This window comes from Leptospira semungkisensis (assembly GCF_004770055.1).
Classification (GTDB): domain Bacteria; phylum Spirochaetota; class Leptospiria; order Leptospirales; family Leptospiraceae; genus Leptospira_B; species Leptospira_B semungkisensis.
In genome coordinates, this window is sequence record NZ_RQEP01000010.1 from 133,686 (window position 1) to 157,630 (window position 23,945).

Consider the following 23,945-nt stretch of genomic DNA (forward strand, 5'->3'; position numbering starts at 1 on the left):
AATGAAAGCGTTCTTGGTTTTAGAAAACGGGGACGTATACGAGGGCGAGTCCTTCGGCTACGAAACTGGGTCCGTCGGGGAAATCGTTTTTAATACTTCCATGGCGGGTTACCAGGAAATCCTTACAGATCCTTCCTACGCCAATCAGATCGTCACACTCACTTATCCGATGATCGGGAATTACGGGATCCATCCCGACAATATGGAATCCGGAAAAATCCAAGCCTCCGGAATGATCGTGAAGGAATACGTGGATAGACCTTCCAATTTCAAAGCGCAAAAGACATTATCTCAATTCTTAAAAGATTACAAGATCCCTGGGATTCAGGGAATCGATACAAGAAAGCTGACCCGTTTTATCCGTACCAACGGAGCTCCGAACGGAGGGATCTTCGTCGCAAATGAATACTCGGACCTATTCCTACAGGAAGTTAAAAAATTCCCAGGGATAGCGGACGCGGATCTTGCAAAAGTGGTTACTACGAACAAGAAATACGAGTTCGGAAATAACTCCGGCAAAAAATACAAACTCGCAGTGTATGATTACGGAGTTAAAACCAATATACTCCGACTCTTGGATGCAGCAGGTTTTGCAGTAACCGTATATCCTGCCCAAACTCCCGCGCCAGAGATCATGAAAGATGGAATAGATGCATTCTTCTTGTCCAATGGTCCCGGAGACCCGGCTGCCTGCACCTACGCAATCGATTCTACAAAATCCATATTAGAAAATAATTATCCTCTTTTCGGAATCTGTCTAGGTCATCAGATCATAGGCCTGACTCTCGGAAAGAAAACGGAAAAAATGAAATTCGGCCATAGAGGCGGAAACCAACCTGTAAAAAGCTTGGAGACCGGAAAAGTCGAGATCACTTCTCAGAACCATGGGTTTGCAGTAGTAGCAGAGACAACCGAAAAGGAACCGATCTCATTCATCAATTTGAACGACGACACAGTAGAAGGGATCTTAAAATCCGGATACCCTCTTCTCTCCGTGCAGTATCACCCGGAAAGTTCTCCCGGTCCGAATGATAGTCGTTATTTGTTCCAAAAATTCTACGATCTAGTAGATTCTACTAAGAAGAAATAAAAAGGCCCGGATCATTAAATCCGAGCCTGAAACAAATCTAAGATTGTTCATTTAAGAAATCTTGATTTAAACCTGTCATTTCCTTCTCAGAAAATATAGGTCTGAGTTATTACTTAATCTTTTCTAAATACTTAGCAAGGTTGCCTATATGCTGCTTGGCGCCTTCGATTGCTCCAAATTTTTCATTCACTCTGATTAGCTCTTCTTTGCTCGGGAAGATCTGCTCCATGATCAGATTCGTACCTTCTCCTGCTTTCTCGAATAGGATCCTGGACTCAAAATGCACATCGTGGTCGGCTTCTCCGTCACCCAAATGTTGATAATGAATATAATGAGGTTCCTTGATATCCGTGAAACGGATCTTGTTATTATAATCATGCCCGTCCGGACCGTGCATGATGAACTCCCAAACTCCATTGTTTGAAAAATCCATGTATTTCGTGGTCAGTGTAAATCCATCTGGCCCCCACCATTCTGCAAGATGTTCTGCGGAAGACCATACTTCGAAAAGCAATTCGACCGATACATCGAAGTATCTTTTATAGGTGACCTTATTTTCTTCTATCGTTGTTTCTACGTTATTTTTTACCACTGGATCTCTCCTTCTTGATCTTCATTACATACTTGTCTAATTTATCCAAGCGCTTGTGCCATAGATCTATGATGCTCGCTAACCATTCTTCCATTTCGCTGACCTGAGCTCCGTTTAGACTATAGACACGCCTTTGCGCATCCTTCTTCATATAAAGGACCTTTGACTCTTTCAGGATTTTTAAGTGATGGGAAATGGCTGGGGCACTGATCTTGAAATTCTGCCCTATTTCCGTAGAGGTCAGTTCGCCGTTCTTGGCGACCAATCTCACAATTTCCATTCTGGTATCATCCGCAAGAGCTGCAAAGGCGTTCATATATCCATTATTTAAACGATTATTTAATTAAATCAACGTTTAAATAATAAAAAAGTAAAAAATGTTACGGCACCATATTGGGATTTTTTCTTTAAAGAAATGAATCATTTTGGGATTGGAGTTTAAATTTTAGAGAATATCCAGTTTGGCCGCCCCCTTCGGGTCGGGCTGCTGCGAGTTCGCTTACGCTCATCCGAGCTTCGCTCGGACTTACGCTTTCCGAATCCCTGGCGGGTTTAATTTGATTCTAAAATCCGGATTCAATAATTTTTAAAGGACAACTATCTGTTAGACCGGAATCTCGATTATCCGGAGTGCGATTTATACGGAAGGCCAATCTAGATAGTATTCAATAACGATTTTATAATGAATGGCCATTGATAGATCGGCTTCGGTTCTTCTCCCAAGCGAACGATTACTGCGTTCTTGCTAGGAGAAACGAAAATGATCTGCCCTAGATTTCCTCTGGCCATATAATCGTAAGTGCCGTCTGCATTTTTCATTCCCCACCAATGATACTTATAGTACCCTCCGGACTTCTTCCAAAAAGAGAATACTTTCCAATCTCTTTCATCTTTCGGATCGGGAGTTGTCGCTTCTAAAACCCAATCTTTGGAAAGTATCTTGTGCTTGTTCCAGATCCCTTTGTTTAAGAACAACAATCCGATCCTTGCAAAATCCATGGCTCTTGCATTTAAACCTACATGAGCTCTTTCTAAACCGTCTTCTTTACTATCCAAGCTCCAGGTGGCACTCGCTTCCATTCCCATCGGCTTCCATAATTTTTCCTGGGTATATTGGGACACGCTCATCTGAGTCGCTCTCTCTAAGATCATTCCTTCTATGAGAGGATAGAAATCATTATAATTAAAAAGCTTTCCAACAGCATCATTGCCTCCATGCAAAGAAAGGATCAACCTTCTTAGATTATTTCCGTAGAAAGTATTCACGTCATTCGAAAATGGAATGAATAGAAAGAAGGTCTCCTCGATTCGAGTATAGTCTATCCCAGAAGACATCATCATCAAGTCTCGAATGGTAAGAAGATCGATCCCTCTGTCTTTTAACTCCGGAATGTATTTGATCACTGGATCATTCACGCTTCCGATCTTACCTTCTTCGATGGCGATCCCGATCAAAGTAGAGGTAATAGACTTGGCCATCGAAAAGGAAGTTTGGGACGAGTCCTTTTGAAATCCATTGAAGTAATTTTCATAAAGGACTTTTCCGTCTTTGATAATGATAAGAGTATTCGTATTTGTGATCTTTAAGATCTCTTTGCTAAAAAGAGTTTCTTCCCCTTTCATTGTCCTAAAAGTCAACTTCTCAGGAAGATCCCATCCTTCTTTCTTTTCTATGACGGAGACAGGAAGAGTAGTTTCCACTGTTCGTTCCGGAAAGATCCGATTTGTTTCTAAGCTCGGATACAAATGAATGAGAGCTCTATAATACGTATTATTACAAGAGATCAGTAGAACAAAAAAAGGAAGGGCGATGAGAAGAAAGATCTTTGGAAGAATGGATCTAGGATTCTTAGAAGCCATAGTCCTTTGACGGATTAAGGTCAAAAAACGGTTTTAATATTTTTCAGGACTCTTCGATCAGCTCGAGCATTCTTTCTTTTTCTCGAGTGTCCGCGGGGTAGCAAAGAGTTTGGTTGGATGTGGAAGTTTGGAAGTCCTTATTCTTGCGATCCATTTCCACGATACGATTTCGGATCTTGCGCACTACGATCTGAGTTTCTTCTCGATCTTTTCCGTCCAGCACGACCACGTATTTTCCTTGGCCAACTCTATAGCAATAATCAGTTTCTCCCAGATTTTCCTGAATGGAAGCTCTCAGCTCCTCGCAATAATAAGAGAAGAACCCTGCTCCCTTAATTCGCACCATTCTACTTGCGTTCTGGACCTTGAACACTGTCAGACTAAAAGGAGCACCTATCTTTGCAGATCTTGCAATTGCTTCGTCAATCCTGGTTTCTACAGGACTGAAAGGATCGCGGAAGACAGCGTCCCTCTCTTCCAACATTAGTAAATTAGAAAGTACTGGAGCAGCGATCTCGGAAATACCTACAGCAGTTTCTCTGTCAGTATCCGTCCAAGGAACTTCGGTCTCATGGACAACAAGCATTCCCACTAGCCAATTCAAATTCAAGAACGGAAGAATATCGAAATCCCTCATAAGCCCAAGTTCATCGTTGGAAAGCTGGGACAATAATTCCGGGTTCTTTCTAAAATTAGAAATCCTGAATACTCCAGGAACGTTAGCGATAATTCCAACCAGATTGGAATCCAGGGCTAGCCTGAATTTTCCAGCAGTATCCGGGGTCAGCAAATTTGTTCCGAAGACTTTATATTCCTTGCGAGTAGTTCTATCCAAGAGAAGGAAACTCCAACGTCTAAGCCCGAGTTCTTTCTTGAATGTCTCTACTAAATAATCGTAAGCTTCGTCCATGTCTCTCACGGATGCGAGATCTCTTGCACTCGAGAGAATCCTTTCATTCCCCTTCAGGACCTGTCTGAGTTTTTCATTCTCTTGGTGGAGATTTTCCAGATCCATGATCCTGCGGAGAACTGAACCTGCCATTTCTCCTACGATCTTCAGGAACTCCAAATCCTCGATCGTATAATCCTCTCCAGCAACAGTCTTGCTTAATATTATAATTCCATAAAATTCATCATAGCTGCGGATCGGGACGAGCATCTCTGCAGAAGTCTTTTCTAAGATCTCTTTTTCTTTTTTAGGAAGAGCAGACTTGAAGAGCTCTTTTGCATATACGACCGAAGAAGTTTTCAAAGCAGCGTGGTAGGTCTCATCACCCGTTTCTAATACCCAATCAGGATCCGCGCCTATTCCCTGCGCTTCCACAACTCTTAACAGATCATACTCTCCATTGGTAGAAGAAAAGATCACTATGGACTCTGCGCCTATTTGTCCTTGGATGGAATAACTCAAATTTTCGAAGAAGGTTGTAAAGTCGCGAGAGGCGGATATCTCTTTAGAGATCTCGAATACGGAGAGATAATTTTCCAGCTTCTTACGGGACGCGATCTGCAGATCAATCGGCATGGTTGAATAATCCGAATCGTCATCGAAAAGAAAGCCCGAAGCCTCTCTATCTGTTTGCTCTTTATTTAATGGACGCTTGGCTTCTTGGTTCGCCTGGCTCTCAGCATCCTTAATCCAATCTCCGAAAGGATCCTTAATATCATCCGACTTAGGAAGATCCGGATCAAAAATAGAATCTTCTTCCTTAGCCTCGCTTGCTTTGGATAGAAGTCCCTTGCTCGGTGCCTCTTCCTTTTTCTCAGGCTCGTCTAGATTTCCAAAGTCTGAACCGAGATCCGTATCTCCGAAATCCATTCCAAAATCGGGATCAGAATCATCACCGCCAAAAGTAGGAGCTTCTTCTTCAGAAGAAAGTAGATTGCCAAGTTCGTCTTCGGAGAGTGCGATCGGCTCTTGGTCTTCTCCTGAAGAAATATCGAAGTCGCTTGCACCTTGATTATCAAATGCTGAATCCGGAAAGGAAATATCCGAAGCATCCTCGTCTTGAGAAAAGGAACTAGGAGAAAGGTCGGCGCCCAGATCGAAATCTCCAAAGTCTTCGCCGTTAGTATCGAATGAATAAGATTCTTCTGGTGCTGAAATGCTTTCAGGTTCGAAGTTTGTAGGATCTTCGTAAACGGAGACTGGTTTCGGCTCCTTCTTTCCACCGAAGTCCATTGCTTTTTCCAAAAGTCCTTTAGCGCGCACTGCCATGGACTTTTTTAAGAGAGAAGGTTTGTCTCCGCTAGAAAGTGAAACTGAGGACGAAGCAGTAGCTCCGGGGTCAACGGATCCCGAACGGATTAAACGCGTGACCTTATCCAGCAGTCCCATCGTTAAACGCCGATTTGTTTCATTAATTTCTTATAAAGTTCGAAATAATCGGAACGAGAGAAATCGCGGATCATATCGTCCGGAAGATTTCCCAATAGCTCATCCAGATAGAGAAGAATCCTCTTCATCTCGTCTTGAGTAGGAGCGATCTCTTCTCCATCAGCGGTTTGCGTAGCTCCCGCTTGTCGGATCTCCTCTAACGGAGAAAGTTCATTCTCATCCGCATACTCGTCTAAGACAAAGTTCAATTCTTCTTCAGGAGGAAGAGTATCTATCGTAGGAATAATCTCTTCTCCAGTATGATCGATAAAGTCCATATCCGCGATCGGCATGTCCCCACCAAAGGAGCCTAACGCATCCAGATCGGATTCAGCAGGAGAAGAAGATAATAAATCGTCCAACTCCCCTTCTTCCATTTCGTGTGGAGCATCATCCGAGAGTAAATTTCCGAGTTCATCGTTAGAAAGAGTGATCGGTTCATCCGCCCCTTCTCCCAAATCCCAATCGGAAGGAGCCGCAGGTTCAGAAGCTCCCAGATCATTTACATCTGCAACCGGACCATCCCAATCGATCTCATAATCTCCGGCAACTTGCTCTGCTGCATTCGCAGTTTCTTCCAACTCGCTGATAGGAAGAGAGATCGGTTCGTCGGAATCTTCTTCCAAGCCGAGAGAAGTATGATCTTCCTCTTCTTCGGTTCCGTCTGATAATAAATTTCCTAATTCGTCTTCGGAGAGAGCGATCGGCTCGTCTGCTTCCGCATCCAGGCTAAAGTCTCCGAACTCAACGGCGCTCTCTCTGGATGCGTCTTCTTCCGGTTCGAAATTCATTCCGTCGAAAGAAGTCTCTTCTTCTCCAGAAGAAAGTAGATCGCCCAACTCATCGTTGGAGAGTGCGATCGGTTCTTGATCCTCTTCTTCGTCCATAACGGAATCGAATGCAGAAGTTCCTTCTTCCTCTTCGGAAGAAAGTAGATTGCCTAGCTCATCATCGGAAAGTGCGATCGGCTCGTTATCATCTCCGTCTCCTAAGAAATCGGAGTCTAAGGTTTCTAATTCGGAAGAAGAATCGATAGATGCCTCTTCTTCTGTTCCTGAGGATAATAGATTTCCAAGTTCGTCATCGGAGAGTGCAATCGCTTCGTCCTCTCCTCCTTCTGCGAATAGATCTTCGTCATCGGATCTAAGATCAGGAAGCTCGGTAATTTCTTCTTCTGTGGAAGAAGATCCAAGTATATCATCGTCGCTCGCAGAAGTGAAATCTCCCAAAGATTCCAAGATAGGTTCTTCTTTAGATGCGCTTGTATCTTCGAAGTCTCCCAGATCCAATCCACCGTCTAAAGGATTTGCGGATTCTGAAATTCCCAGATCTTCGAAATCGGAAACAGGAAGAGAGATAGAATCTTCTTCTTCATCATCTGAAGAGAATTCGTCAGAAGCATCCTCGCCTTCTTCTGCGCCAGGATCAAAATTAAAATCAGTCAGATCTAATTCGGAATCATCATCCGATTTTCCGAAATCAAGTTCGGTAGCTTCTTCAAAAGGAGAATCAGGAGCACCAATATCGTCTAAGCTGATGGAGTCCGCGTCGTCTTCCGGATTAGAAGAGAGCAAGTTTCCAAGCTCATCGTCGGAGAGTGCGATCGGCTCGTCATCTTCTTCGAGAGAAGATAAGGAAGAAGGTTGCGTTTCGTGAACGCTTCCAAGATCCAGATCTCCGAAATCTCCCATCTCATGGAAGGAGTCTTTGGAATCGGAAGGTTCGTCTCCCAAGAGATGATCCAATTCGTCCGTAGAAAGTGCGATGTCTTTCTCTTCTTCTCCTTCAAAGTCCAGATCTCCGGCAACTTCGGAAGAAGGTGTGGAGAAATCGGTTTCTCCAAGATCGGCAAAGCCTTCGTCAGCAATAGAAGGAGTAAAATCCTCCGCCATGATATCGTCTAACTCATGTTCGGAGAGAGAGATCGGTCCCTCGTCATCGGAGATCATATCATCTTCGTGAGTGCGAACGGAAGGCTCTTCTGTTGTGCCAGTATCTTCTTCGTCCATGCTGAAGTCGGCGAGATCGGCAGCTATATCAATATTATGTAATTCGTCGTCGGAAAGAGAGATCGGGGCCTCATCCATTTCCATATCGGAGAGTCCGACTACTTCGTCGTGGTCTCCTTCTCCTCCCCATTCGAAAGGCTTATCTTCGGAATGGAATGCAGAAGAAGGAATATCTCCAGGCTGAGAGAAATCTCCCAGATCCAGAGCGCCTAAATCTCCGAAAGCTTCTTCATGATCATTCGTGTCGGACGCTGCAGGAGCTTCTTCTTTCCAAGAAGGAGAGCCGGAACCGGAAGAAGGTGGGATCGGAGATGTAATATCATCATCTATATCGAGTAGTCGATCTATCTCTGCATCGATCAAAGGATCTGTCAGATCGAAATCAAAATCTTCGTCCAGGTGAACGGATTCGTCTAGTTGGCTGAGGTCAGTACCGAACTCTGTATCATCAGGTTCGAAATTAGGAATATCCTCGGGATAACTGTCTCCGGAAGAAGTGAGCAATTCCTCGAAACCGGCAGTATCCACCGAATCCTCGGGGAGTGATTCGAAATTAAAATCAGAGTCTCCGCCCTCGGGGGATAATAGAGAATCTATTTCGTCCAAGCTCATTTCGCTCGGATCAAAATCATCTCCGCTTCCAGCAGGAAACCCTTCTCCTTCCTCTATCGTAAAATCGTCCGCCATGCTTCCTACAATGTACTAAAAATCCGCTCTTCCCCTATACCGAAGGATCTCCGATATAAGTGGGAAATACAATCCGAAAAATTCCGGGAAGAGAAACCTCTTCTGTGGGAATTCTCCGGTAGGAACTCTCTCTATGGCAAAGCCAAAAGAAGAGTTCCTCTTAGTAATTTTCGGAATTTAGTCCCCCGAAATATTAGCGGGAAGCCGCTAAAATTCGGGTTTTTGCTTTTTGAACGAGAGTATTTTTCTCTGTGGAAGGAGGAAGAGCTTCGGCCTCTTCTAGGGCTTTTTGGGCATCAGCCAGATCGATATCTTCTTTCAGGCTGCCATGGTCGGTTAGGATCGTAACCTTATTGTCTCGGACCTCGAAAAATCCGCCTTCAATAGCCGCGATCTTGGTCTTATTCCCTTGTCGGACTTCCAACACACCTATCCCCAGAAGAGATACCAAGGAAGTATGCCCCGGATACACTCCGAAGAAACCGTCACTCCCAGGCACGACGAGGCTATCAGCATCGCCGTGGAAGAGAAGTTTCTCAGGAGAGATTACGGAAACGTCCAGTTTAGGAGAAGCCATCGATTATGCCCTCAGGTTTTTGGACTTCTCGATCACGTCTTCTATGGTTCCTACCATGTAGAAGGCTTGCTCAGGAAGATGGTCGCAATTTCCGGAAATCACTTCTTTGAAAGAGCGAACTGTATCCGCAAGTTTCACGTATTTACCAGGAGTTCCGGTGAATACTTCTGCAACGTGGAAAGGCTGAGAAAGGAATTTCTCGATCTTTCTTGCACGTGCCACGAGAACCTTATCGTCCTCGGAAAGTTCGTCCATTCCCAAGATTGCAATGATATCTTGCAGGTCTTTATAACGCTGAAGGATTCTTTGCACTTCTCGAGCAACAGTGTAATGCTCTTGTCCCAGAACCTCTGCGTTCATCACGCGAGAAGTAGAATCAAGCGGGTCAACCGCAGGATAAATCCCTTTATCGGAGATCGCACGAGAAAGAACCGTAGTTGCATCCAAGTGAGCGAACGCGTTTGCAGGAGCCGGGTCAGTCAAGTCGTCCGCAGGAACGTAAATCGCCTGAACGGAAGTAATGGATCCCTTACGAGTAGAAGTAATACGCTCTTGAAGAGCACCCATCTCTGTGGAAAGAGTTGGTTGGTATCCTACCGCAGAAGGCATACGTCCAAGAAGCGCAGATACTTCGGATCCTGCTTGGGAGAAACGGAAGATATTATCTACGAAGAGTAGTACGTCTGTTCCGATGGAATCACGGAAATGTTCCGCCATTGTAAGAGCAGAAAGAGCAACGCGAAGACGAGCACCAGGAGGCTCATTCATCTGACCATAGCAAAGTACGGTCTTGTTGATAACTCCGGATTCTTTCATCTCTCTCCAGAGGTCGTTTCCTTCTCTGGTTCTTTCGCCAACACCTGCGAATACTGAGAATCCACCGTGTTGTTTCGCGATATTATTGATCAATTCTTGGATAAGTACTGTCTTACCAACTCCGGCTCCTCCGAAGAGTCCGGTCTTTCCTCCCTTGATATAAGGAGCGAGAAGGTCGATTACCTTGATCCCTGTTTCGAAGACTTCTGTCTTAGGAGAAAGATCTTCGTAACTTGGAGCCGCTCTGTGGATCGGCTTACGCTCTTTCACTTGGATAGGAGCGCCTTCGTCGACTGGATCTCCTAACACGTTGAAGATCCTTCCCAGAGTAACGTCACCTACAGGAACAGAGATAGGAGATCCTGTATCGGAAACTTCCTGGCCTCTAACAAGACCGTCAGTGGAAGAAAGTGCGATCGCTCTCACTGCGCTTCCGCCGATATGCTGTTGCACTTCTGCGACGATTTTTTCCTTTTTGCCTTCCACAATCGCTTCGATCTCGAGCGCGTTGAAAATTTCAGGAAGATTTCCGGATTCGAATTCGATATCCAAAACCGAACCGATGATTTGCTTTACTTTACCTTTGCTCATCCAAGTAACTCCAATACCAGAACTAGTTTAGCGAGTCCGCTCCCGCTACGATTTCCGAGATCTCCTGAGTGATCTTTGCCTGACGAATACGGTTGTAACCGCGGGTCAATAGCTTGATCATTTCGGAGGCCGCGTCCGTTGCGGATTTCATGGCCACGCGCTTTGCGATCTGCTCGGAGCAATTCGCTTCCAGGATCGCCTTTAAAAATGCAGTCTTAACGACTAAGGGAAGAAGAGATTCTAAGATACTCTCCGGATTCGGCTCATACAACACGTTAGATCCGACATTGGACTGTCCTTGGGCTTCGAAAGGAAGCACCTTGGTCACTCCTGCTTCTTGGTTCGAAGAAGAATGATAGATAGTAGAAACGATTTCTACTGAATCCACTTCTTCTTTTGCGAACATGGACAAGAAGAAGTCAGCAAATTCCTCTGCTTCTTTGTATCCTGACTTATCGTCTATATGAGTGTAGGATTTCTCGATCTTCTCCTTCGCGAATTGGAAATAGGAGATTCCCTTTTTTCCTACCACGAAGAGTCGAACGTTTACGCCTTTTTCTTTCCATTCCTGGATGCGACTTCGAGCGGCACGAATCGTCTTGGAGTTATATCCTCCGCAAAGACCTCTGTTCGCTGTGATCACAAGCAAGGCAACCGAACGGATTGCATTCGGTTTTCGTAAATAAGGACTCTTCACGACGGCAGCCAAAGAGGCTAAAGCTCCCACCAATTCCTTGATCTTATTCGAGAAAGGATGGGAAGCGTTTACCCTATCACTCAACTTTTTGGATTTAGCCGTAGCGACCATTTCCATTGTGCGAGTGATCTTCCGCGTGTTTTTAACGGAGCTAATCCGTTTCTTTATTTCCCGGGGTGTAGCCAAGATCTTTCCCTTTTATTTCAGGTTCTTAACGAAATCAGCAGCGATTGCGCCAACGACTTCGCCGAGTTTTCCTTCGTCGGAGATTTTCTTTTCGGTACGGATCGCATTCAGGACATCGGAATGTTGAGCTCTAAGAGTATTCAACAAATGAGTTCCGAACTCGCGCACCTTGGATACAGGAACTTTGTCCATGTGACCACGGGTTACTGCGAAGATCTCAACCACCTGCTCTTCTACCGGATAAGGGCTGGAAACAGGTTGCTTTAACATTTCAACGATGCGGTATCCTCTGTCCAACTGAGCCTGAGTAACAGGATCCAGATCGGTTCCAAGCTGAGCGAAAGCTTCCAACTCGCGGAACTGAGCCAATTCCAGTTTCATTTTTCCGGCTACCTGTTTCATCGCCTTGATCTGAGCGGCAGAACCCACACGAGATACGGAGATACCAACATCCACTGCAGGACGAACCCCGGATGCAAACAGGTTGGATTGAAGATAGATCTGACCGTCAGTGATAGAAATCACGTTAGTCGGAATATAAGCAGAAACCTCACCCTCTTGGGTCTCGATGATCGGAAGCGCAGTCAGTGATCCTGCTCCGTATTTCTCATCAAGTTTAGCCGCACGCTCTAACAAGCGAGAGTGAAGATAGAAAACGTCTCCAGGATAAGCTTCGCGGCCCGGAGGTCTACGAAGAAGGAGACACATTTGGCGATACGCAACCGCTTGCTTAGACAAGTCATCATAAACTACCAGAGTAGCTTTCTTCTCATTATACATGAAGTATTCAGCGAAGGAACAACCGGAATAAGGAGCGATGTATTGCAGAGGAGCAGGATCCGCAGCAGTAGCGGAAACCACGATGGTATAATCGAGGGCGCCAACAGCTTTCAGTTTTTCTACGATAGTAGCAACGGTAGAAGCTTTCTGTCCGATCGCTACGTAAACGCAGATAACTCCGGAACCTTTTTGGTTGATGATCGTATCGAGAGCGATGGAAGTTTTTCCAGTTCCACGGTCTCCGATGATCAACTCCCTTTGTCCGCGTCCGATCGGGATCATTGCGTCGATACTTTTGATACCTGTTTGAAGAGGCTCTTCTACAGGTTGTCTTTTAGAGATACCTGGAGCAGGGCTTTCTACCGCGCGAGTGTGCTTGGTATTGATTGGACCTTTTCCGTCCAAAGGCTCACCCAGAGGGTTTACCACGCGTCCGAGCATTTCCGGTCCTACCGGAACCTCAAGGATCTTACCGAGCCTTTTAACGCTGAAACCTTCGCGGATATTCTTATAATCTCCGTAAATAATAACACCCACGGAGTTGTCTTCGAGGTTGAATGCTTGTCCTCGAACTCCGTTTTGGAATTCAACAAGCTCTCCGGCCATTACGTTTCTAAGACCGAATACTCTCGCGATACCGTCCCCTACTTCTAGAACGGTTCCAACTTCCTCAACACCCAGGTCTTTTTTATAATTTAAAATTTCCTGTTTGAGAACCGACGTAATTTCGTCCGTTTTAATTTTCATAAACAACTCCGACCGGTAGTTTGCTTTCCAGCAAGGTCTGCCTTACTTTCTTAAGCTGGTTCTTCATAGAACCGTCGATTGACAAGTCTTGGAAGCGGACCACGAACCCACCGATTAGGCTTGGGTCTTCACTTGATTCCAAGATAAACTCTGATTTGAATCTTTCTTTTAGTACGTCGCGCAGTTTAGAAAGAGCACCTTCGTCTAACGCAGGATAGCTTTTCACTTTTGCACGAATTCTTCCCGCCTTGCGATCCAGCTCTTCTTTCAAAGCCTCATGGATTTCGGAAAGAAACGAAAATCTTCCTCTGCGGAGAAGGACCAGCAAAAAGTTCAGAGTGGTCTCCGAAATTTTGCCTTGGAAGGTTTTTAGTAAAACTGCTTCCTTTTCTTCTCTCTTTACAGAAGGAGTTTCGAAGAAATCTCGAAACTGAGATTCTACCTGAAAGATACTTACGATAGAATCCAGTTCCTGTTCTGCTTCTTCCGGGGAAGAGCTTGCTTCGGCAAATGCCGCAGCGTATGTTTTTGGGATCGCAGAATAGCTCATTTTATGCGCTCAGTTTCCTGATCTTACCTAACTCGCTTTCGATAAATGATTTATAATCATCCGCTTTGAGCTGTTTCTCCAGAACCAATCCGGCAACCTGAACGGTCATATCCACGATCTGTCCTTGAAGCTCGGCCAATGCTTTAGATTTTGCGAGTTCTATGTCTTTCAAAGCTCCGTCTTTTAGGGACTTCACTTCTTTCGCAGCCTCATCCAACATTTTGTTTTTGAGATTGGTAGCGTCCGATTTTGCTTCTGCTACGATTCCGCTCGCTTGGTCCCTTGCTGCTGCGATTTTTGTTTCATAATCTTTGAGCAGGGCTTCCGCTTCGGAACGTACGTCAGCAGCTTTTCGAATATCGTTTTGGATGGTCTCCGCTCTTTCATCAAGAGCTTTGAGAATTACATCCCAAGCGAAAACTTTAAGGATAACTACGACGATTAGAAAAGTAATCAGGGTCCATATTAATAGACCCGGATTTACATCTAATAATCCGCCTAGCCCCTTACCAGCTGCTAAGAGAAACAAGATTATTTACCTTCTGCGGGAGCGGAAACTGCTGCAGGGTTTGCAGCTTTAGCTTTTACTGCTTCGTTCAAAGTTCCGCCAGCAAGGAACGCAATTACGATTGCGAACAGAGCGGCACCTTCGATAAGTGCTGCAGAAATGATCATCGCAGTTTGAATTTTTCCAGCTGCGTCAGGTTGACGGCTGATTCCTTCAGCTGCAGAACCACCGATTCTTCCGATTCCTAAACCTGCGCCTAAAATAGCGAGGCCAGCTGCGATTCCCACTCCGATGTATCCAAGTCCGAATTCCATTTTACTACTTTCTCCTATTTGAAATCAAAACGCTTTATAATAAAATTAGTGCCTGTGCATGCTCGATCCGATAAAGAGCGAGGTTAATAACGCGAATACGTAAGCTTGAAGGAATGCGACAAACAACTCCAAGAAGTAAATCGCAGTAGCTCCCGGAACGGAAGCGAAGGCCCCTACCGCGTAGGATTGGAATTGGAAAACAAATCCAAGTAGGGCCAAAATGATCACGTGTCCCGCAGTCATATTCGCTAAAAGACGCACTGTAAGAGCGAAGGCTTTAGCAAGAGGCGAAATGATGAATTCCAAAGGCCACATGAGTATATACAAAGGCCAAGGAACTCCATTCGGTACGGAATGAAGAATGAATTTAGGTCCTTGGTATACAAAGCCTGTTCCGTAGATCAAAAGCAATGTGATCAGAGCTAAGCTGACAGTAACTGAGATATCTCCAGTGACGGTAATCCCGTTCCAAACTTTCGCGATCCAGATCGACTCATGATGACCGGAAGCTAATGCCGCTGCTGCCTCTGCTTCTTCACCGCCATTGATATAATCCATTCCGAGTTGGATCACTTCTCCCACAGGAGGGAAAAGGCCCATCAGGTTGGAGAATAGAATGAAGAAGAATAACGTGAAGATATAATGATAATAAGAATGCCCATGACCATCCATGTTCGCATCCACTACGTCTTTCTTGAGGAAACTTACAAATGCTTCGACAGCATTTGCAAATTTGCTTTGGATTTTGAGAGGATTTCGAGCGATGAGTCGAGCTGCAGGAATGAAAACGAGGAAGAGTAACAAGGAGACGATCCACATCATGGTCACTCGACGAGTGATATGAAGATCAAAACCGCCTACGAAATGAAATCTATGACCGGTATGATGATCGACAAAGATATTCTCGTTGTGAGAATCGAAACCTTCGTGTCCTTCATACACTCTGGTTCCCCCGATATTAAAAGGAAACTCAACATGGTCCATTAAGTGATGCACCAACACTTCGTTCAGATCGAAGGATTTGTCTACACTCTCGGATGCGAACAATGGTAATGAGAAAACGATCAATATTGCGGCGAAGATTTGTTTCAACATACTTATAAAAGATCCCTATCATCAGGGAGGAAAGATATTTCGGGAGAGCACCATCCCAGGGTCTTATTCCTACAAAATTTCGAGTAAAACGCGTATATCTTTGCGTTTATGCCCTTCACCTTGCGAATACCAATATTAAAATGTTCGCGAAATGAGCAATAAAAAAACCGAGAATAAAACCTTCCCGTTCACCCATCCAAATAAACAATAGCAAACCGGCTGTTTGTGTTAATAAAGATAGAACAGTCGTTCCAAGTTGGGCGGAAAAGTCTTCTTTCGGGAGTTTAGAAAGTATATAAAATCGGAGTGAATAAAAACCGAAAGAGAGCAGAAGAGAAAGAAACACCCCCTTCCAAAATCCGGAAAATGGTTCCGGTAGAGATCCGTAACAGACCCAGCATACCAGAAGAAGGAAAAATGCCCCGATATAATATTTTCTGGGTTTAAGAAGGCCTTCTCCCCCTTCTCCCATGCGATTATTTATCTCCCTTCTCGAATTGCCCTGCTCTGTACAAAATGTAATAGATCCCATAGCTAAAGCCGAAGACTAAACCTCCGAGGATCCCGAAGGGAGACCAACTGAATTTGGAATCCAAGTATCTCCCTATAAAGAAGGAAGCGCCAATGATAAAGCAAAACTCCATTCCGAGGCTAGCGAGTCCCCAAGGAGATTGATTTTTATCAGAAGGAGGTTTGGGAGATTCTTCCATATTATTCTAAGATGGTTCCGATCCTGGACCAGCGGATCTCCATACGAGGAATTCTATAGAAGATCGTGCTTTTAAGCCAGCCCATTTGGTCTCTGTCCAAATAACTAGAATGCATTTTAGGGATCGAATTGTAATATCCGGTGTCCTTACACTTGGATTCTAATTCGTCTCCTTCATATCTGGGTGCATCGCTTTGCCCTAGGTCTGCCAGATCTTTTCCGCTCTTGTACTGACAAACATGATCCTTCCAATTGATGGAGAAATAGATCATGAGGGCCTTTCCGAGCACGTCTTCTCTTGGCACAAATCCCCAATCTCTGGAATCGAATGAGTTCGGTCGATTGTCCCCTTGCATCATATAATAATTTTCTGGAATTAGACAACCGGTAGGCTTATAGCAATCAGTGCCCTTTTCTATATGAGGACCCTCGATTACATAATGTCCGAAGCCAGGTTTCTTCTCTTGGAAAACATAGTTCTCCACGGCACCCGGATCATCTAGATCATAGAGCAGACTTCCGGGATCGACTTCTTGGAATTCGTACGGTTGGAATTCTTGGCTCCCCTTCTCCATATATTCTATGGCACCGTAATAGATCTGCTTTCCATCGCGGATCAAAGGCTTGGGAGTAATTCGGATCCGATCACCTGGAATTCCGATCACTCTCTTTACGAAACGCTTAGGGAACCAACCTTCTCTGGATTCTCCTGGTTCGCGTAACGCGCCAGCCGGTGGAACGAAGGTCACGATATCTCCTCTCTTAGGATCATCGTAACGGAGCAGCTCCTTTTCGGTAAACGGAACGCGCAGGGAATATCTCATCTTATTCACAAAGAGAAAATCTCCGATCTTCAAAGTAGGGATCATCGAACCGGAAGGAATATTATTCGCGTCCAAGACGGAAGATTTAAAAGCCAATACTAATAAAACGATGAAAAGAAAAGAGAATGTGGAATCTACAGATTCTTCCCCGATGATTGTTTGGACCCAGGAAGGGAGATGTTTGACGAAGGTACTGCCCTTAGGCTTATTCATAGGTCTATTGATACGGAAAGTGGATTTCCCGTCAATAACACGCCGGTATTGGCCGAAGATCCGAATTCAGAGCGTCTCGCAATTTCAGTAAAAAATCAAAAATCCTTACTCTTTTTTGGAAAAAGACGATACTAGAAACGTGAAAGAGCAGATAGACCGCAAAATCATCGAACTCAGACGCTACCTCATCTCTCTGATGCGTAGTTATCCTATCGTCGGCCTCAAAGGCGGAACGGAGACGGAAGACATGGACTCTGATGAGATCCGAGTCTTGCATATGATCGCTAAGGATCTGGTCCCGGTCACTGTTAAGATTGGTGGCCCGGAGGCGAGAACCGATATCCGGATGCTCGTGAAGGAAGAAATCGAAGGGATTTCCGCTCCGATGATCGAGTCTGCTTACGCTCTTAAGAATTTTATTTCTACTCTCAAAAGCATGCTCACTCCTGTCACTTTTTCAAAAGTGAATAAGGCAATCAATTTGGAGACGATTACCGGTTATAAGAATATGCTGGAGATCGCCGATTCTAAAGCATTCGAAGATCTAGACCAAGTAACCGCTGCCAGATCCGATCTATCCGCATCCATGGGACTCATCCCGGATGATATAGAAGTCATGAAGGTGACCCGTACAATCGTAGCCATCTCTAAAGATAGAGGAAAGAAGACTTCTGTTGGCGGCACGATCACTAAACAGAATTTCAGAAAGATCGCCGAGGAAATTCGTCCGGACAAGATCAACTCCCGCCACGTATGCGTGGACGCTATTCAATCGGCAGAAAAAGTCGCAGAAGAAGTAGCGGAAGCTATGCTTCAGTTCGAGATAGAACTGTATGATCTGTTTTCTATATTAAAGCCGGAGAAATCCTACGGATATAAGAATCGTATGGAGACGAACCGGGAAAGGATCGGGTCCAGAAAGGTCCTCTACTCTATCCGGTAAAAAATGGCCAAAGACACCAGAGATCTTATATTAAAAACTTCTTTAAAACTCTTTTCAGAACAAGGGTACCACGGCTCTACGATGCGTCAGATCGCGCAGAGAGCCGGCCTTTCCTTGGGACTCGCCTACCGTTATTTCGAATCCAAGGAATCCATTCTAGAAGGTATCATAGAATCTCACGATACTATATTGAAGAAGTATTTACCTGAGAAATTGAACCCTTCTGAAAACAGAAGCGAGCTCATCCAGTTCTTAGGTGGACAGATCGTTAAACTCGTAAAAGAAAACGAAGAATATCTACGCCTCTATTGGAGCCTAATGCTCCAACCAAAGATCCACAGACTGAAGAAAAGAAATATCCATCTGGTAAATCTGATCTTCTATGAGAATTCTAAAAAGATAATATTGGTGCTTAAACCGAATTATTCAGAATTTGAAGTGAAGAACCTTACTTCGGCAATCATCGGCTATATGGTAAATCATCTTACCAATAAGAGAGAATTTACATTAGAAGATTTTCGTGCATATATAGTATACGCGTTGGAGAATACCTAAAAGGTTGCGGAGATAGGTAGATGATCCGCGTTCTTTCCTTTCCTCCCTCTCACTCAAAAAATTCCAACTCCAAGGCAGTCCTTAGACAAACAGATCTTTCCTTTCGCAAGAAATTCTCTTTAGCAAAGACCTTACAAAAAGAAAAGGTTTGGATCGATATAGAAAATCCAACAGAAGAGGACCTACTCTTTCTCTCTAATAATTGCGGATTTCATGATCTTGCGATCGAAGATTGCATTAACCGAAATCAAAGACCTAAATTCGAAGATTACGAGGATCACGCATTCATCGTTTTGCATAGTTTCAAGTCGGAAGGAGAACAGTCCTATGCCGCGAAAGAAACCCATGTATTCTTCAATCAGAAATTCATCGTGTCGGTTCATGAACATAAAGAACCTCTGATCGATTTCCTTTGGCATCGCTGCACAAGTGAACCGAATATTTCCTCCAAGGGAACGGATCATGTTCTCTATCTATTGTTCGATCTGCTTGTAGATTCTAATTTTCCAATTTTAGATCAAATCTCCGACGAGATCACCGACTTGGAAAATCAGATCCTTATGAATGATGTTCGGCCCGACTTCATTACGAATATATTATACATCAAAAGAAATCTGGTCAGAATGAGAAGGGTTCTTTCCCCGCAAAGAGAAGTCCTAAACCTGATCATGAGGCACGAAGACAAATTCCTTTCTGAAAAGATCCGTTTTTATTTTAGGGACGTTTACGATCATTTGAGTAGGCTTGTGGAAACCATAGACATGGACAGAGATCTGATCGGAAACTCTATGGACGCTTATTTTTCATTATTGTCCCAAAGAACAAACGATATCATCAAGCAATTGACCCTGGTCTCCATGATATTCATGCCACTCACCTTTTTAACCGGTTTCTTCGGGATGAATTTTGCCGACCTGCCTTACGGAAGTAAAACTCTCTTAGCGGCCTCCGTTACTACCATTCTTACGATACCGGCATTGATGATTTTGTATTTTAAATACAAAAATTGGTTCAAAGATTAGTCCAATCTCCATGGACAAAAAAATCGCAATTGTAACCGGAGCAAGCAGAGGAATAGGAGAAGAAGTCTCCAAGGAGCTCGCTAAGGAAGGCGTTCATATTGTTTGCGTTTCTCGCAAAAAGGAAGATTCCCAAAAAACTGTGGATTTCATCCTGAAGAATGGAGGCTCTGCGGAAGCGTTTGCTTTGGACGTTTCGGACCCTTCTGCCATTCAGGAATTTCTTTCTACAGTGATCTCTAAATTTCCAAGAATAGACATTCTTGTGAATAATGCAGGGATCTATTTGGACAAAGGCTCCATCCAAGATACGACTCTGGAAATGCTTCAAGGCACTTTGAATGTAAATCTGATCGGTCCTTTTCTTCTTTCCCAAAAGATCTTGAGCCAAATGAAGAAAAACGGTTACGGAAGAATCGTAAATGTAAGCTCCGGTATGGGACAACTCTATGATATGAGTTCGGGATATGCCGCCTATCGTATCTCCAAGACTGCGTTAAGCGCTCTTACGCGAATCCTTCATGCAGAAGCGGGAAGTCCGAATATCAAAATAAATTCAGTATGTCCCGGCTGGGTCCGAACAGATATGGGAGGTCCAGGAGCGAGCCGATCGGTAGAGAAAGGCGCGGAAACAATCGTATGGGCCGCACTTCTAAATGAAAAAGGCCCCTCAGGTGTATTCTTAAGAGATAAGAAAGAAATTCCTTGGTAATATTCTCAGATTAGCCTTTTCCAAAAAGACTTTTCACTCCGTCCACAAACTCCCTTCCCACTGGCAGGTTCGTTTCATCCTCATCTTTTAGATAGACGGTGTAAGCTCCGCCAGCTTGGGACTTGGCTGCAGAAACTATATGTCGATTCACCATGTGCTTTCTATGAATTCTTAAAAAATCGGATTTAGGAAGTTCCTTTTCCAAGTCTCCCAAAAGCCTAGCCGTTTCAAAGTCACCATCCTTGGTATGCAGGACGGAACGTTTTCCATTCGCAGTCAAATAATACAGATCAGAGAACAAAACCCTATGGATCAGTCCCCCATCTCTGAACACGAACACTGGATCCGGTTCTCCGGAACCTTTGGAACTGGAGATCGACTTCAATTGCAAATGACGTAGCGCTCTTTCCATGCAAGATGCAAATCGATCCTTTGTATAAGGCTTTAATAGATAGTCACAGGCTCCTACCTCAAATGCCTTGAGAGTATGTTCTCGATACGCGGTGGTAAAGACGATCACCGGAGATTTTTCTCCCATTTCTTCCAAGACCTGAAGTCCTGTTTTTTCGGGAAGATTGATGTCCAAAAAGAGAAGATCGAAATTTTCCTTATGCAAAAGGTCCAAGGCTTGGGATCCCGTCCGAGCAATTCCGGCGACCTCAAACTGTTTCCAATCTTCTAAGAATTTTCGGAGAAGATCCCTAGCGGGGACCTCGTCCTCTATTACTAAAACTTTATATACTGATTCCTTCATCTTGTGGCAAATTCCAATTTTAAGACGGTAATACCCAGTTTATTTTTCTCTAGTATTAAGTCGGCATTTCCGAAATTATATTCTAACCTTGATTTTATATTATCCAAGGTCCGAGTAAATTCGGATTTCTTTTTCTCCGGTAAAAACCCGTTTTCAGATTTATCATTTCCGTTATTTCTTATTTCAATTCGGATCCTTCCATCATCCTCTATAGCGCTTATCTCCAGGATACCGGATTCGGAGCGATTCTCCAGACCATGTTTAAAACTATTTTCAACCAGGGGTTGCAAGGTAAGAGGAGGGATCCTGAGTCTGGAGAAATCCCCCGATTTTTGGATCCGGATTGTGAGTGAATCTGAAAATCGTATCCTCTGCAATTCCAGATAGTTCACTGTAAAATTCCATTCTTCTGCGAAAGGTATTGTCTTCTCAAAGATCCTATCCGAAAGAAATCGATATGTTTCTGAGAGAAGGATGAGTGCATGATCTGCCTTTTGCGGGTCTGTCACTAAAAGAGAATGGACCGTATTCAAAGTATTGAATAGATAATGAGGGTCCATACGATTCTGGAATGTCCTGTATTGGATTTCCTTTAACTCGCTCTCCGTTTTTCTCCTTCTTTCGATCAGTATCTGCATGGATTTTTCCAAAAAAGAAATAAACAATGCTAAGATTAAACTACTGAGAAGAATATTGTACGAACCCCCGTGAGGTCTCTCCACCCCTTCCCCCACCAAAAGTAGAACATGTATAATCCCACCCGCGGCAACGCCTAACACGGATGCTACGGCAGAAGCGACCACTAAAAAGGCGCCTGTAAAGAAAGGACCGAACTTTCTTCTATTCAAAAACTCTACTGAAAACTCGACGATGGAACAAACAGAATGCGTCGTGACCTGAGTGGCCAAAAATACCTTCCAAAAAGGAACAGTAGAATTGTGGGCCACCAATAAAGAGTTCATCGTTCCGATGATCGTATTAATGGTGAACCAAAACAATATTTTGAAAGTGCGCATAAGAATCTTTGCTCAGGATACTAAAGAAGGATTTGTATTATTACAATCCATTTACCGAATCCCATCTAGCACTTCTTCCGAAACTCCGTCGATCCGCTTTTTCCTAACCCGTTCCAACCGGAGTATCGTTCGTTCCGCCTGGAATGAAAACTACGGAAATCGGATAGACTCGCTTATTAAAATGAAAGTCTAGTAGACAGCAGAGAAGAGATAGGATTAGCTAAACGAAATTTTTTCTTTCCTCCGTTAGGAGAAAGGGTCAAGGGGGACTTTCCTTGAAGATTCGAACCTTACGTAAGCTAGTCGCAACCGTTTGCTTTATTATGGGATCCGCGAATTTGTCTTCGGAAGAGATCGTAACGACAAAGAAGGACGAACCCGACGCTTTTTACGGTTTGAAGATCGGGGGCATCCTCTCCCCTTCTTATAACCAAAGGTTGCAAGATGGCGCCTCCGGATTAAGTAACCCTTATCCGAATCATGAACCTGGCTTCTCTACCCCATGGACCCTTCTTACCGTAACTAAAGAATGGAAGGACACAGGAGTCACCGCTGAACTTTGGGGAGAACTCATACGAGCCAGTCAATTCACCTCTGACACTCCAGTGGACGGCGGGACCAAACTAAATCCATTTACCATGGGAATTCGTAGGGCACTTATCCGCAAGACCTGGGAAACCAATCTGGGGGAATATTCGCTTACCTTTGGAATGCAGGAACTCCCTCACACGTATACTCAATGGAAGAATTATTGGCGCTGGAGATATGTAGACAAAGGTCCTCTCGAAAGTCTAGGCTTTGCTCCTGCTCCGGCAGATATTGGCTTGGGGGGAAATGCAAGATGGGATAACTTCTCCGCCCAAGTAGTCTTATCAAATGGAGAAGGTTACAGACAGATCCAAGGCACCGATTCTTTCGGATTCGATATGTCTTCTCGCGTTTCGTACGAACCTAAGTTGGGAGATGAGAATCGATTCGGATTGCATTTCTTTTATAGAAGTTCTAATTTCTCGGGCTCTTCTTACAATGATTGTAGAGAAGGAACCTCTTGCCTTGCCTCCGATAATAATCCTAAAACCAATCTAATTAAGGATGTTCGTTCCTTAGAAAGTGATTCCTATGCTCTCGAAACTAATTTTGATCGTAAAAAAGTTCTTAACTTCGGATTAGGATATGTGTTCAGAAAGCAGAAAGGTGGAGCGATCCGTGATCTTTCCAGTCAATCGCTCAATCCTGTTTCTCCTGGTCTGGACTCAACCGGGAATGCCGCTTACGCTTGGCTCTCCTTAGGTTGGGAGAATTTTAGAGTGGTGGGAAGAATGGAAGGTGGAACAGGTCAAAATGGAGTGCTCGCAGCAAACCAGGCTCAGATCAATCAGGTCCTTCCGGGAGCTCCCGCTTCCGAATATTGGAATGTTAAAAGTTATACTGTCGGTCCCTTGGTGAATTCCTCAGGATATTCGGTCCATACTTCTTTCAGAAGAGGTTCCATCTTCTTCGAATGGATCGTTTTAGATAATGTTCGCGTCTCTTTAGGTTATACCGAATCTAGAAACAGGGATGCAGACGGAGGAAGAGAGAAATCTTATATAGACCAATCAGGGAACGAAAGAACGAAAGCTGAATATATGCAACAATTCCAAGGCCAAGCGGTCAATCAAGGAATCGTTGCTTATGGTCGTTTATCGAAAGAGTTAACTCTCTGGACAACGATAGAATTTTAA

The 23,945-nt window shown here is 44.2% G+C and carries 23 protein-coding genes; 6 read left to right on the plus strand and 17 right to left on the minus strand.

Annotation, left to right across the window (positions count from 1 at the left end; all coding sequences use genetic code 11):
- Position 1: 1 nt before the first annotated feature.
- Complete coding sequence (gene carA, locus EHO59_RS08295) at positions 2 to 1,090, plus strand: glutamine-hydrolyzing carbamoyl-phosphate synthase small subunit (protein WP_135586776.1); 1,089 nt, start codon at positions 2 to 4, stop codon at positions 1,088 to 1,090.
- 109 nt (positions 1,091 to 1,199) lie between these two features.
- On the opposite strand, the gene EHO59_RS08300 is transcribed toward carA, so the two are convergent.
- The 15 genes from EHO59_RS08300 to lepB form a co-directional block, all read right to left on the minus strand.
- Positions 1,200 to 1,682, minus strand: coding sequence for an SRPBCC domain-containing protein (locus EHO59_RS08300; RefSeq protein ID WP_135586777.1), 483 nt, complete (start codon positions 1,680 to 1,682; stop codon positions 1,200 to 1,202).
- On the minus strand, positions 1,669 to 1,998 hold the full coding sequence (locus tag EHO59_RS08305) for an ArsR/SmtB family transcription factor (protein ID WP_135586780.1): 330 nt from the start codon (positions 1,996 to 1,998) through the stop codon (positions 1,669 to 1,671). Before EHO59_RS08305 ends, EHO59_RS08300 begins: the two co-directional genes overlap by 14 nt.
- Before the next feature lie 338 nt (positions 1,999 to 2,336).
- A complete protein-coding gene (locus EHO59_RS08310; protein WP_135586782.1) occupies positions 2,337 to 3,542 on the minus strand; it encodes a serine hydrolase domain-containing protein in 1,206 nt (401 codons plus the stop codon).
- A gap of 43 nt (positions 3,543 to 3,585) precedes the next feature.
- Positions 3,586 to 5,880 (minus strand): GAF domain-containing protein, encoded by a 2,295-nt coding sequence (locus EHO59_RS08315; RefSeq protein ID WP_135586784.1) that lies wholly within the window; start codon positions 5,878 to 5,880, stop codon positions 3,586 to 3,588.
- Between the two features lie 2 nt (positions 5,881 to 5,882).
- Positions 5,883 to 8,615 (minus strand): midas domain-containing protein, encoded by a 2,733-nt coding sequence (locus EHO59_RS08320; RefSeq protein ID WP_135586786.1) that lies wholly within the window; start codon positions 8,613 to 8,615, stop codon positions 5,883 to 5,885.
- Positions 8,616 to 8,808: 193 nt separating this feature from the next.
- Positions 8,809 to 9,192, minus strand: coding sequence for an ATP synthase F1 subunit epsilon (gene atpC, locus EHO59_RS08325; protein ID WP_135586788.1), 384 nt, complete (start codon positions 9,190 to 9,192; stop codon positions 8,809 to 8,811).
- 3 nt (positions 9,193 to 9,195) lie between these two features.
- On the minus strand, positions 9,196 to 10,599 hold the full coding sequence (gene atpD, locus EHO59_RS08330) for a F0F1 ATP synthase subunit beta (protein ID WP_135586790.1): 1,404 nt from the start codon (positions 10,597 to 10,599) through the stop codon (positions 9,196 to 9,198).
- Positions 10,600 to 10,621: 22 nt separating this feature from the next.
- Positions 10,622 to 11,482: an ATP synthase F1 subunit gamma gene (atpG, locus tag EHO59_RS08335; protein WP_135586793.1), complete on the minus strand. Its 861-nt coding sequence runs from the start codon at positions 11,480 to 11,482 to the stop codon at positions 10,622 to 10,624.
- 12 nt (positions 11,483 to 11,494) lie between these two features.
- Positions 11,495 to 13,009 (minus strand): F0F1 ATP synthase subunit alpha, encoded by a 1,515-nt coding sequence (gene atpA / locus EHO59_RS08340; RefSeq protein WP_135586795.1) that lies wholly within the window; start codon positions 13,007 to 13,009, stop codon positions 11,495 to 11,497.
- The gene (atpH, locus tag EHO59_RS08345; protein ID WP_135586797.1) at positions 12,999 to 13,559 is read right to left on the minus strand and encodes an ATP synthase F1 subunit delta; all 561 of its coding nucleotides are present in this window, start codon (positions 13,557 to 13,559) and stop codon (positions 12,999 to 13,001) included. Before atpH ends, atpA begins: the two co-directional genes overlap by 11 nt.
- A 1-nt stretch (position 13,560) precedes the next feature.
- Entirely contained in the window at positions 13,561 to 14,088 is a 528-nt protein-coding gene (locus EHO59_RS08350; RefSeq protein ID WP_135586800.1) for a F0F1 ATP synthase subunit B, read from the minus strand.
- Positions 14,089 to 14,090: 2 nt separating this feature from the next.
- The gene (gene atpE, locus EHO59_RS08355) at positions 14,091 to 14,381 is read right to left on the minus strand and encodes an ATP synthase F0 subunit C (RefSeq protein ID WP_135586802.1); all 291 of its coding nucleotides are present in this window, start codon (positions 14,379 to 14,381) and stop codon (positions 14,091 to 14,093) included.
- A gap of 45 nt (positions 14,382 to 14,426) precedes the next feature.
- Positions 14,427 to 15,476 carry a F0F1 ATP synthase subunit A gene (gene atpB / locus EHO59_RS08360; protein ID WP_135586804.1) on the minus strand — a complete coding sequence of 350 codons (1,050 nt, stop codon included), beginning with the start codon at positions 15,474 to 15,476 and terminating at the stop codon, positions 14,427 to 14,429.
- 476 nt (positions 15,477 to 15,952) lie between these two features.
- On the minus strand, positions 15,953 to 16,186 hold the full coding sequence (locus EHO59_RS08370) for an AtpZ/AtpI family protein (RefSeq protein ID WP_135586808.1): 234 nt from the start codon (positions 16,184 to 16,186) through the stop codon (positions 15,953 to 15,955).
- Between the two features lies 1 nt (position 16,187).
- Positions 16,188 to 17,222 (minus strand): signal peptidase I, encoded by a 1,035-nt coding sequence (gene lepB, locus EHO59_RS08375; protein ID WP_135586810.1) that lies wholly within the window; start codon positions 17,220 to 17,222, stop codon positions 16,188 to 16,190.
- A gap of 139 nt (positions 17,223 to 17,361) precedes the next feature.
- Between lepB and EHO59_RS08380 the strand changes: the two genes are divergently transcribed.
- The 4 genes from EHO59_RS08380 to EHO59_RS08395 are packed head-to-tail and all read left to right on the plus strand — an operon-like array spanning position 17,362 to position 20,451.
- Positions 17,362 to 18,165, plus strand: coding sequence for an aldolase/citrate lyase family protein (locus EHO59_RS08380; protein ID WP_135586812.1), 804 nt, complete (start codon positions 17,362 to 17,364; stop codon positions 18,163 to 18,165).
- Between the two features lie 3 nt (positions 18,166 to 18,168).
- Entirely contained in the window at positions 18,169 to 18,720 is a 552-nt protein-coding gene (locus tag EHO59_RS08385) for a TetR/AcrR family transcriptional regulator (RefSeq protein ID WP_135586814.1), read from the plus strand.
- Between the two features lie 20 nt (positions 18,721 to 18,740).
- On the plus strand, positions 18,741 to 19,742 hold the full coding sequence (corA, locus tag EHO59_RS08390) for a magnesium/cobalt transporter CorA (protein WP_135586817.1): 1,002 nt from the start codon (positions 18,741 to 18,743) through the stop codon (positions 19,740 to 19,742).
- A 10-nt stretch (positions 19,743 to 19,752) separates the two neighbouring features.
- Positions 19,753 to 20,451, plus strand: coding sequence for an SDR family NAD(P)-dependent oxidoreductase (locus EHO59_RS08395; RefSeq protein ID WP_135586819.1), 699 nt, complete (start codon positions 19,753 to 19,755; stop codon positions 20,449 to 20,451).
- 10 nt (positions 20,452 to 20,461) lie between these two features.
- Here EHO59_RS08395 and EHO59_RS08400 read toward each other — a convergent pair whose 3' ends face one another.
- Both EHO59_RS08400 and EHO59_RS08405 read right to left on the minus strand, forming a co-directional pair.
- On the minus strand, positions 20,462 to 21,205 hold the full coding sequence (locus tag EHO59_RS08400; protein ID WP_135586821.1) for a LytR/AlgR family response regulator transcription factor: 744 nt from the start codon (positions 21,203 to 21,205) through the stop codon (positions 20,462 to 20,464).
- Positions 21,202 to 22,167: a sensor histidine kinase gene (locus EHO59_RS08405; RefSeq protein WP_135587296.1), complete on the minus strand. Its 966-nt coding sequence runs from the start codon at positions 22,165 to 22,167 to the stop codon at positions 21,202 to 21,204. The genes EHO59_RS08400 and EHO59_RS08405 overlap by 4 nt, the downstream gene beginning before the upstream one ends.
- Before the next feature lie 377 nt (positions 22,168 to 22,544).
- Here EHO59_RS08405 and EHO59_RS08410 point away from each other — a divergent pair, with 377 nt between their 5' ends.
- Positions 22,545 to 23,945 carry a hypothetical protein gene (locus tag EHO59_RS08410; protein WP_210413057.1) on the plus strand — a complete coding sequence of 467 codons (1,401 nt, stop codon included), beginning with the start codon at positions 22,545 to 22,547 and terminating at the stop codon, positions 23,943 to 23,945.

Excerpts from the sequence above, each read along its gene's own strand:
- carA (WP_135586776.1), top strand. The coding sequence starts at position 2 with ATGAAAGCGTTCTTGGTTTTAGAAAACGGGGACGTATACGAGGGCGAG.
- EHO59_RS08305 (WP_135586780.1), bottom strand. The coding sequence starts at position 1,998 with ATGAACGCCTTTGCAGCTCTTGCGGATGATACCAGAATGGAAATTGTG.
- EHO59_RS08310 (WP_135586782.1), bottom strand. The coding sequence starts at position 3,542 with ATGGCTTCTAAGAATCCTAGATCCATTCTTCCAAAGATCTTTCTTCTC.
- EHO59_RS08315 (WP_135586784.1), bottom strand. The coding sequence starts at position 5,880 with ATGGGACTGCTGGATAAGGTCACGCGTTTAATCCGTTCGGGATCCGTT.
- EHO59_RS08320 (WP_135586786.1), bottom strand. The coding sequence starts at position 8,615 with ATGGCGGACGATTTTACGATAGAGGAAGGAGAAGGGTTTCCTGCTGGA.
- atpC (WP_135586788.1), bottom strand. The coding sequence starts at position 9,192 with ATGGCTTCTCCTAAACTGGACGTTTCCGTAATCTCTCCTGAGAAACTT.
- atpD (WP_135586790.1), bottom strand. The coding sequence starts at position 10,599 with ATGAGCAAAGGTAAAGTAAAGCAAATCATCGGTTCGGTTTTGGATATC.
- atpA (WP_135586795.1), bottom strand. The coding sequence starts at position 13,009 with ATGAAAATTAAAACGGACGAAATTACGTCGGTTCTCAAACAGGAAATT.
- atpH (WP_135586797.1), bottom strand. The coding sequence starts at position 13,559 with ATGAGCTATTCTGCGATCCCAAAAACATACGCTGCGGCATTTGCCGAA.
- atpE (WP_135586802.1), bottom strand. The coding sequence starts at position 14,381 with ATGGAATTCGGACTTGGATACATCGGAGTGGGAATCGCAGCTGGCCTC.
- atpB (WP_135586804.1), bottom strand. The coding sequence starts at position 15,476 with ATGTTGAAACAAATCTTCGCCGCAATATTGATCGTTTTCTCATTACCA.
- EHO59_RS08370 (WP_135586808.1), bottom strand. The coding sequence starts at position 16,186 with ATGGAAGAATCTCCCAAACCTCCTTCTGATAAAAATCAATCTCCTTGG.
- lepB (WP_135586810.1), bottom strand. The coding sequence starts at position 17,222 with ATGAATAAGCCTAAGGGCAGTACCTTCGTCAAACATCTCCCTTCCTGG.
- EHO59_RS08385 (WP_135586814.1), top strand. The coding sequence starts at position 18,169 with ATGGCCAAAGACACCAGAGATCTTATATTAAAAACTTCTTTAAAACTC.
- corA (WP_135586817.1), top strand. The coding sequence starts at position 18,741 with ATGATCCGCGTTCTTTCCTTTCCTCCCTCTCACTCAAAAAATTCCAAC.
- EHO59_RS08395 (WP_135586819.1), top strand. The coding sequence starts at position 19,753 with ATGGACAAAAAAATCGCAATTGTAACCGGAGCAAGCAGAGGAATAGGA.
- EHO59_RS08400 (WP_135586821.1), bottom strand. The coding sequence starts at position 21,205 with ATGAAGGAATCAGTATATAAAGTTTTAGTAATAGAGGACGAGGTCCCC.
- EHO59_RS08405 (WP_135587296.1), bottom strand. The coding sequence starts at position 22,167 with ATGAACTCTTTATTGGTGGCCCACAATTCTACTGTTCCTTTTTGGAAG.
- EHO59_RS08410 (WP_210413057.1), top strand. The coding sequence starts at position 22,545 with ATGGGATCCGCGAATTTGTCTTCGGAAGAGATCGTAACGACAAAGAAG.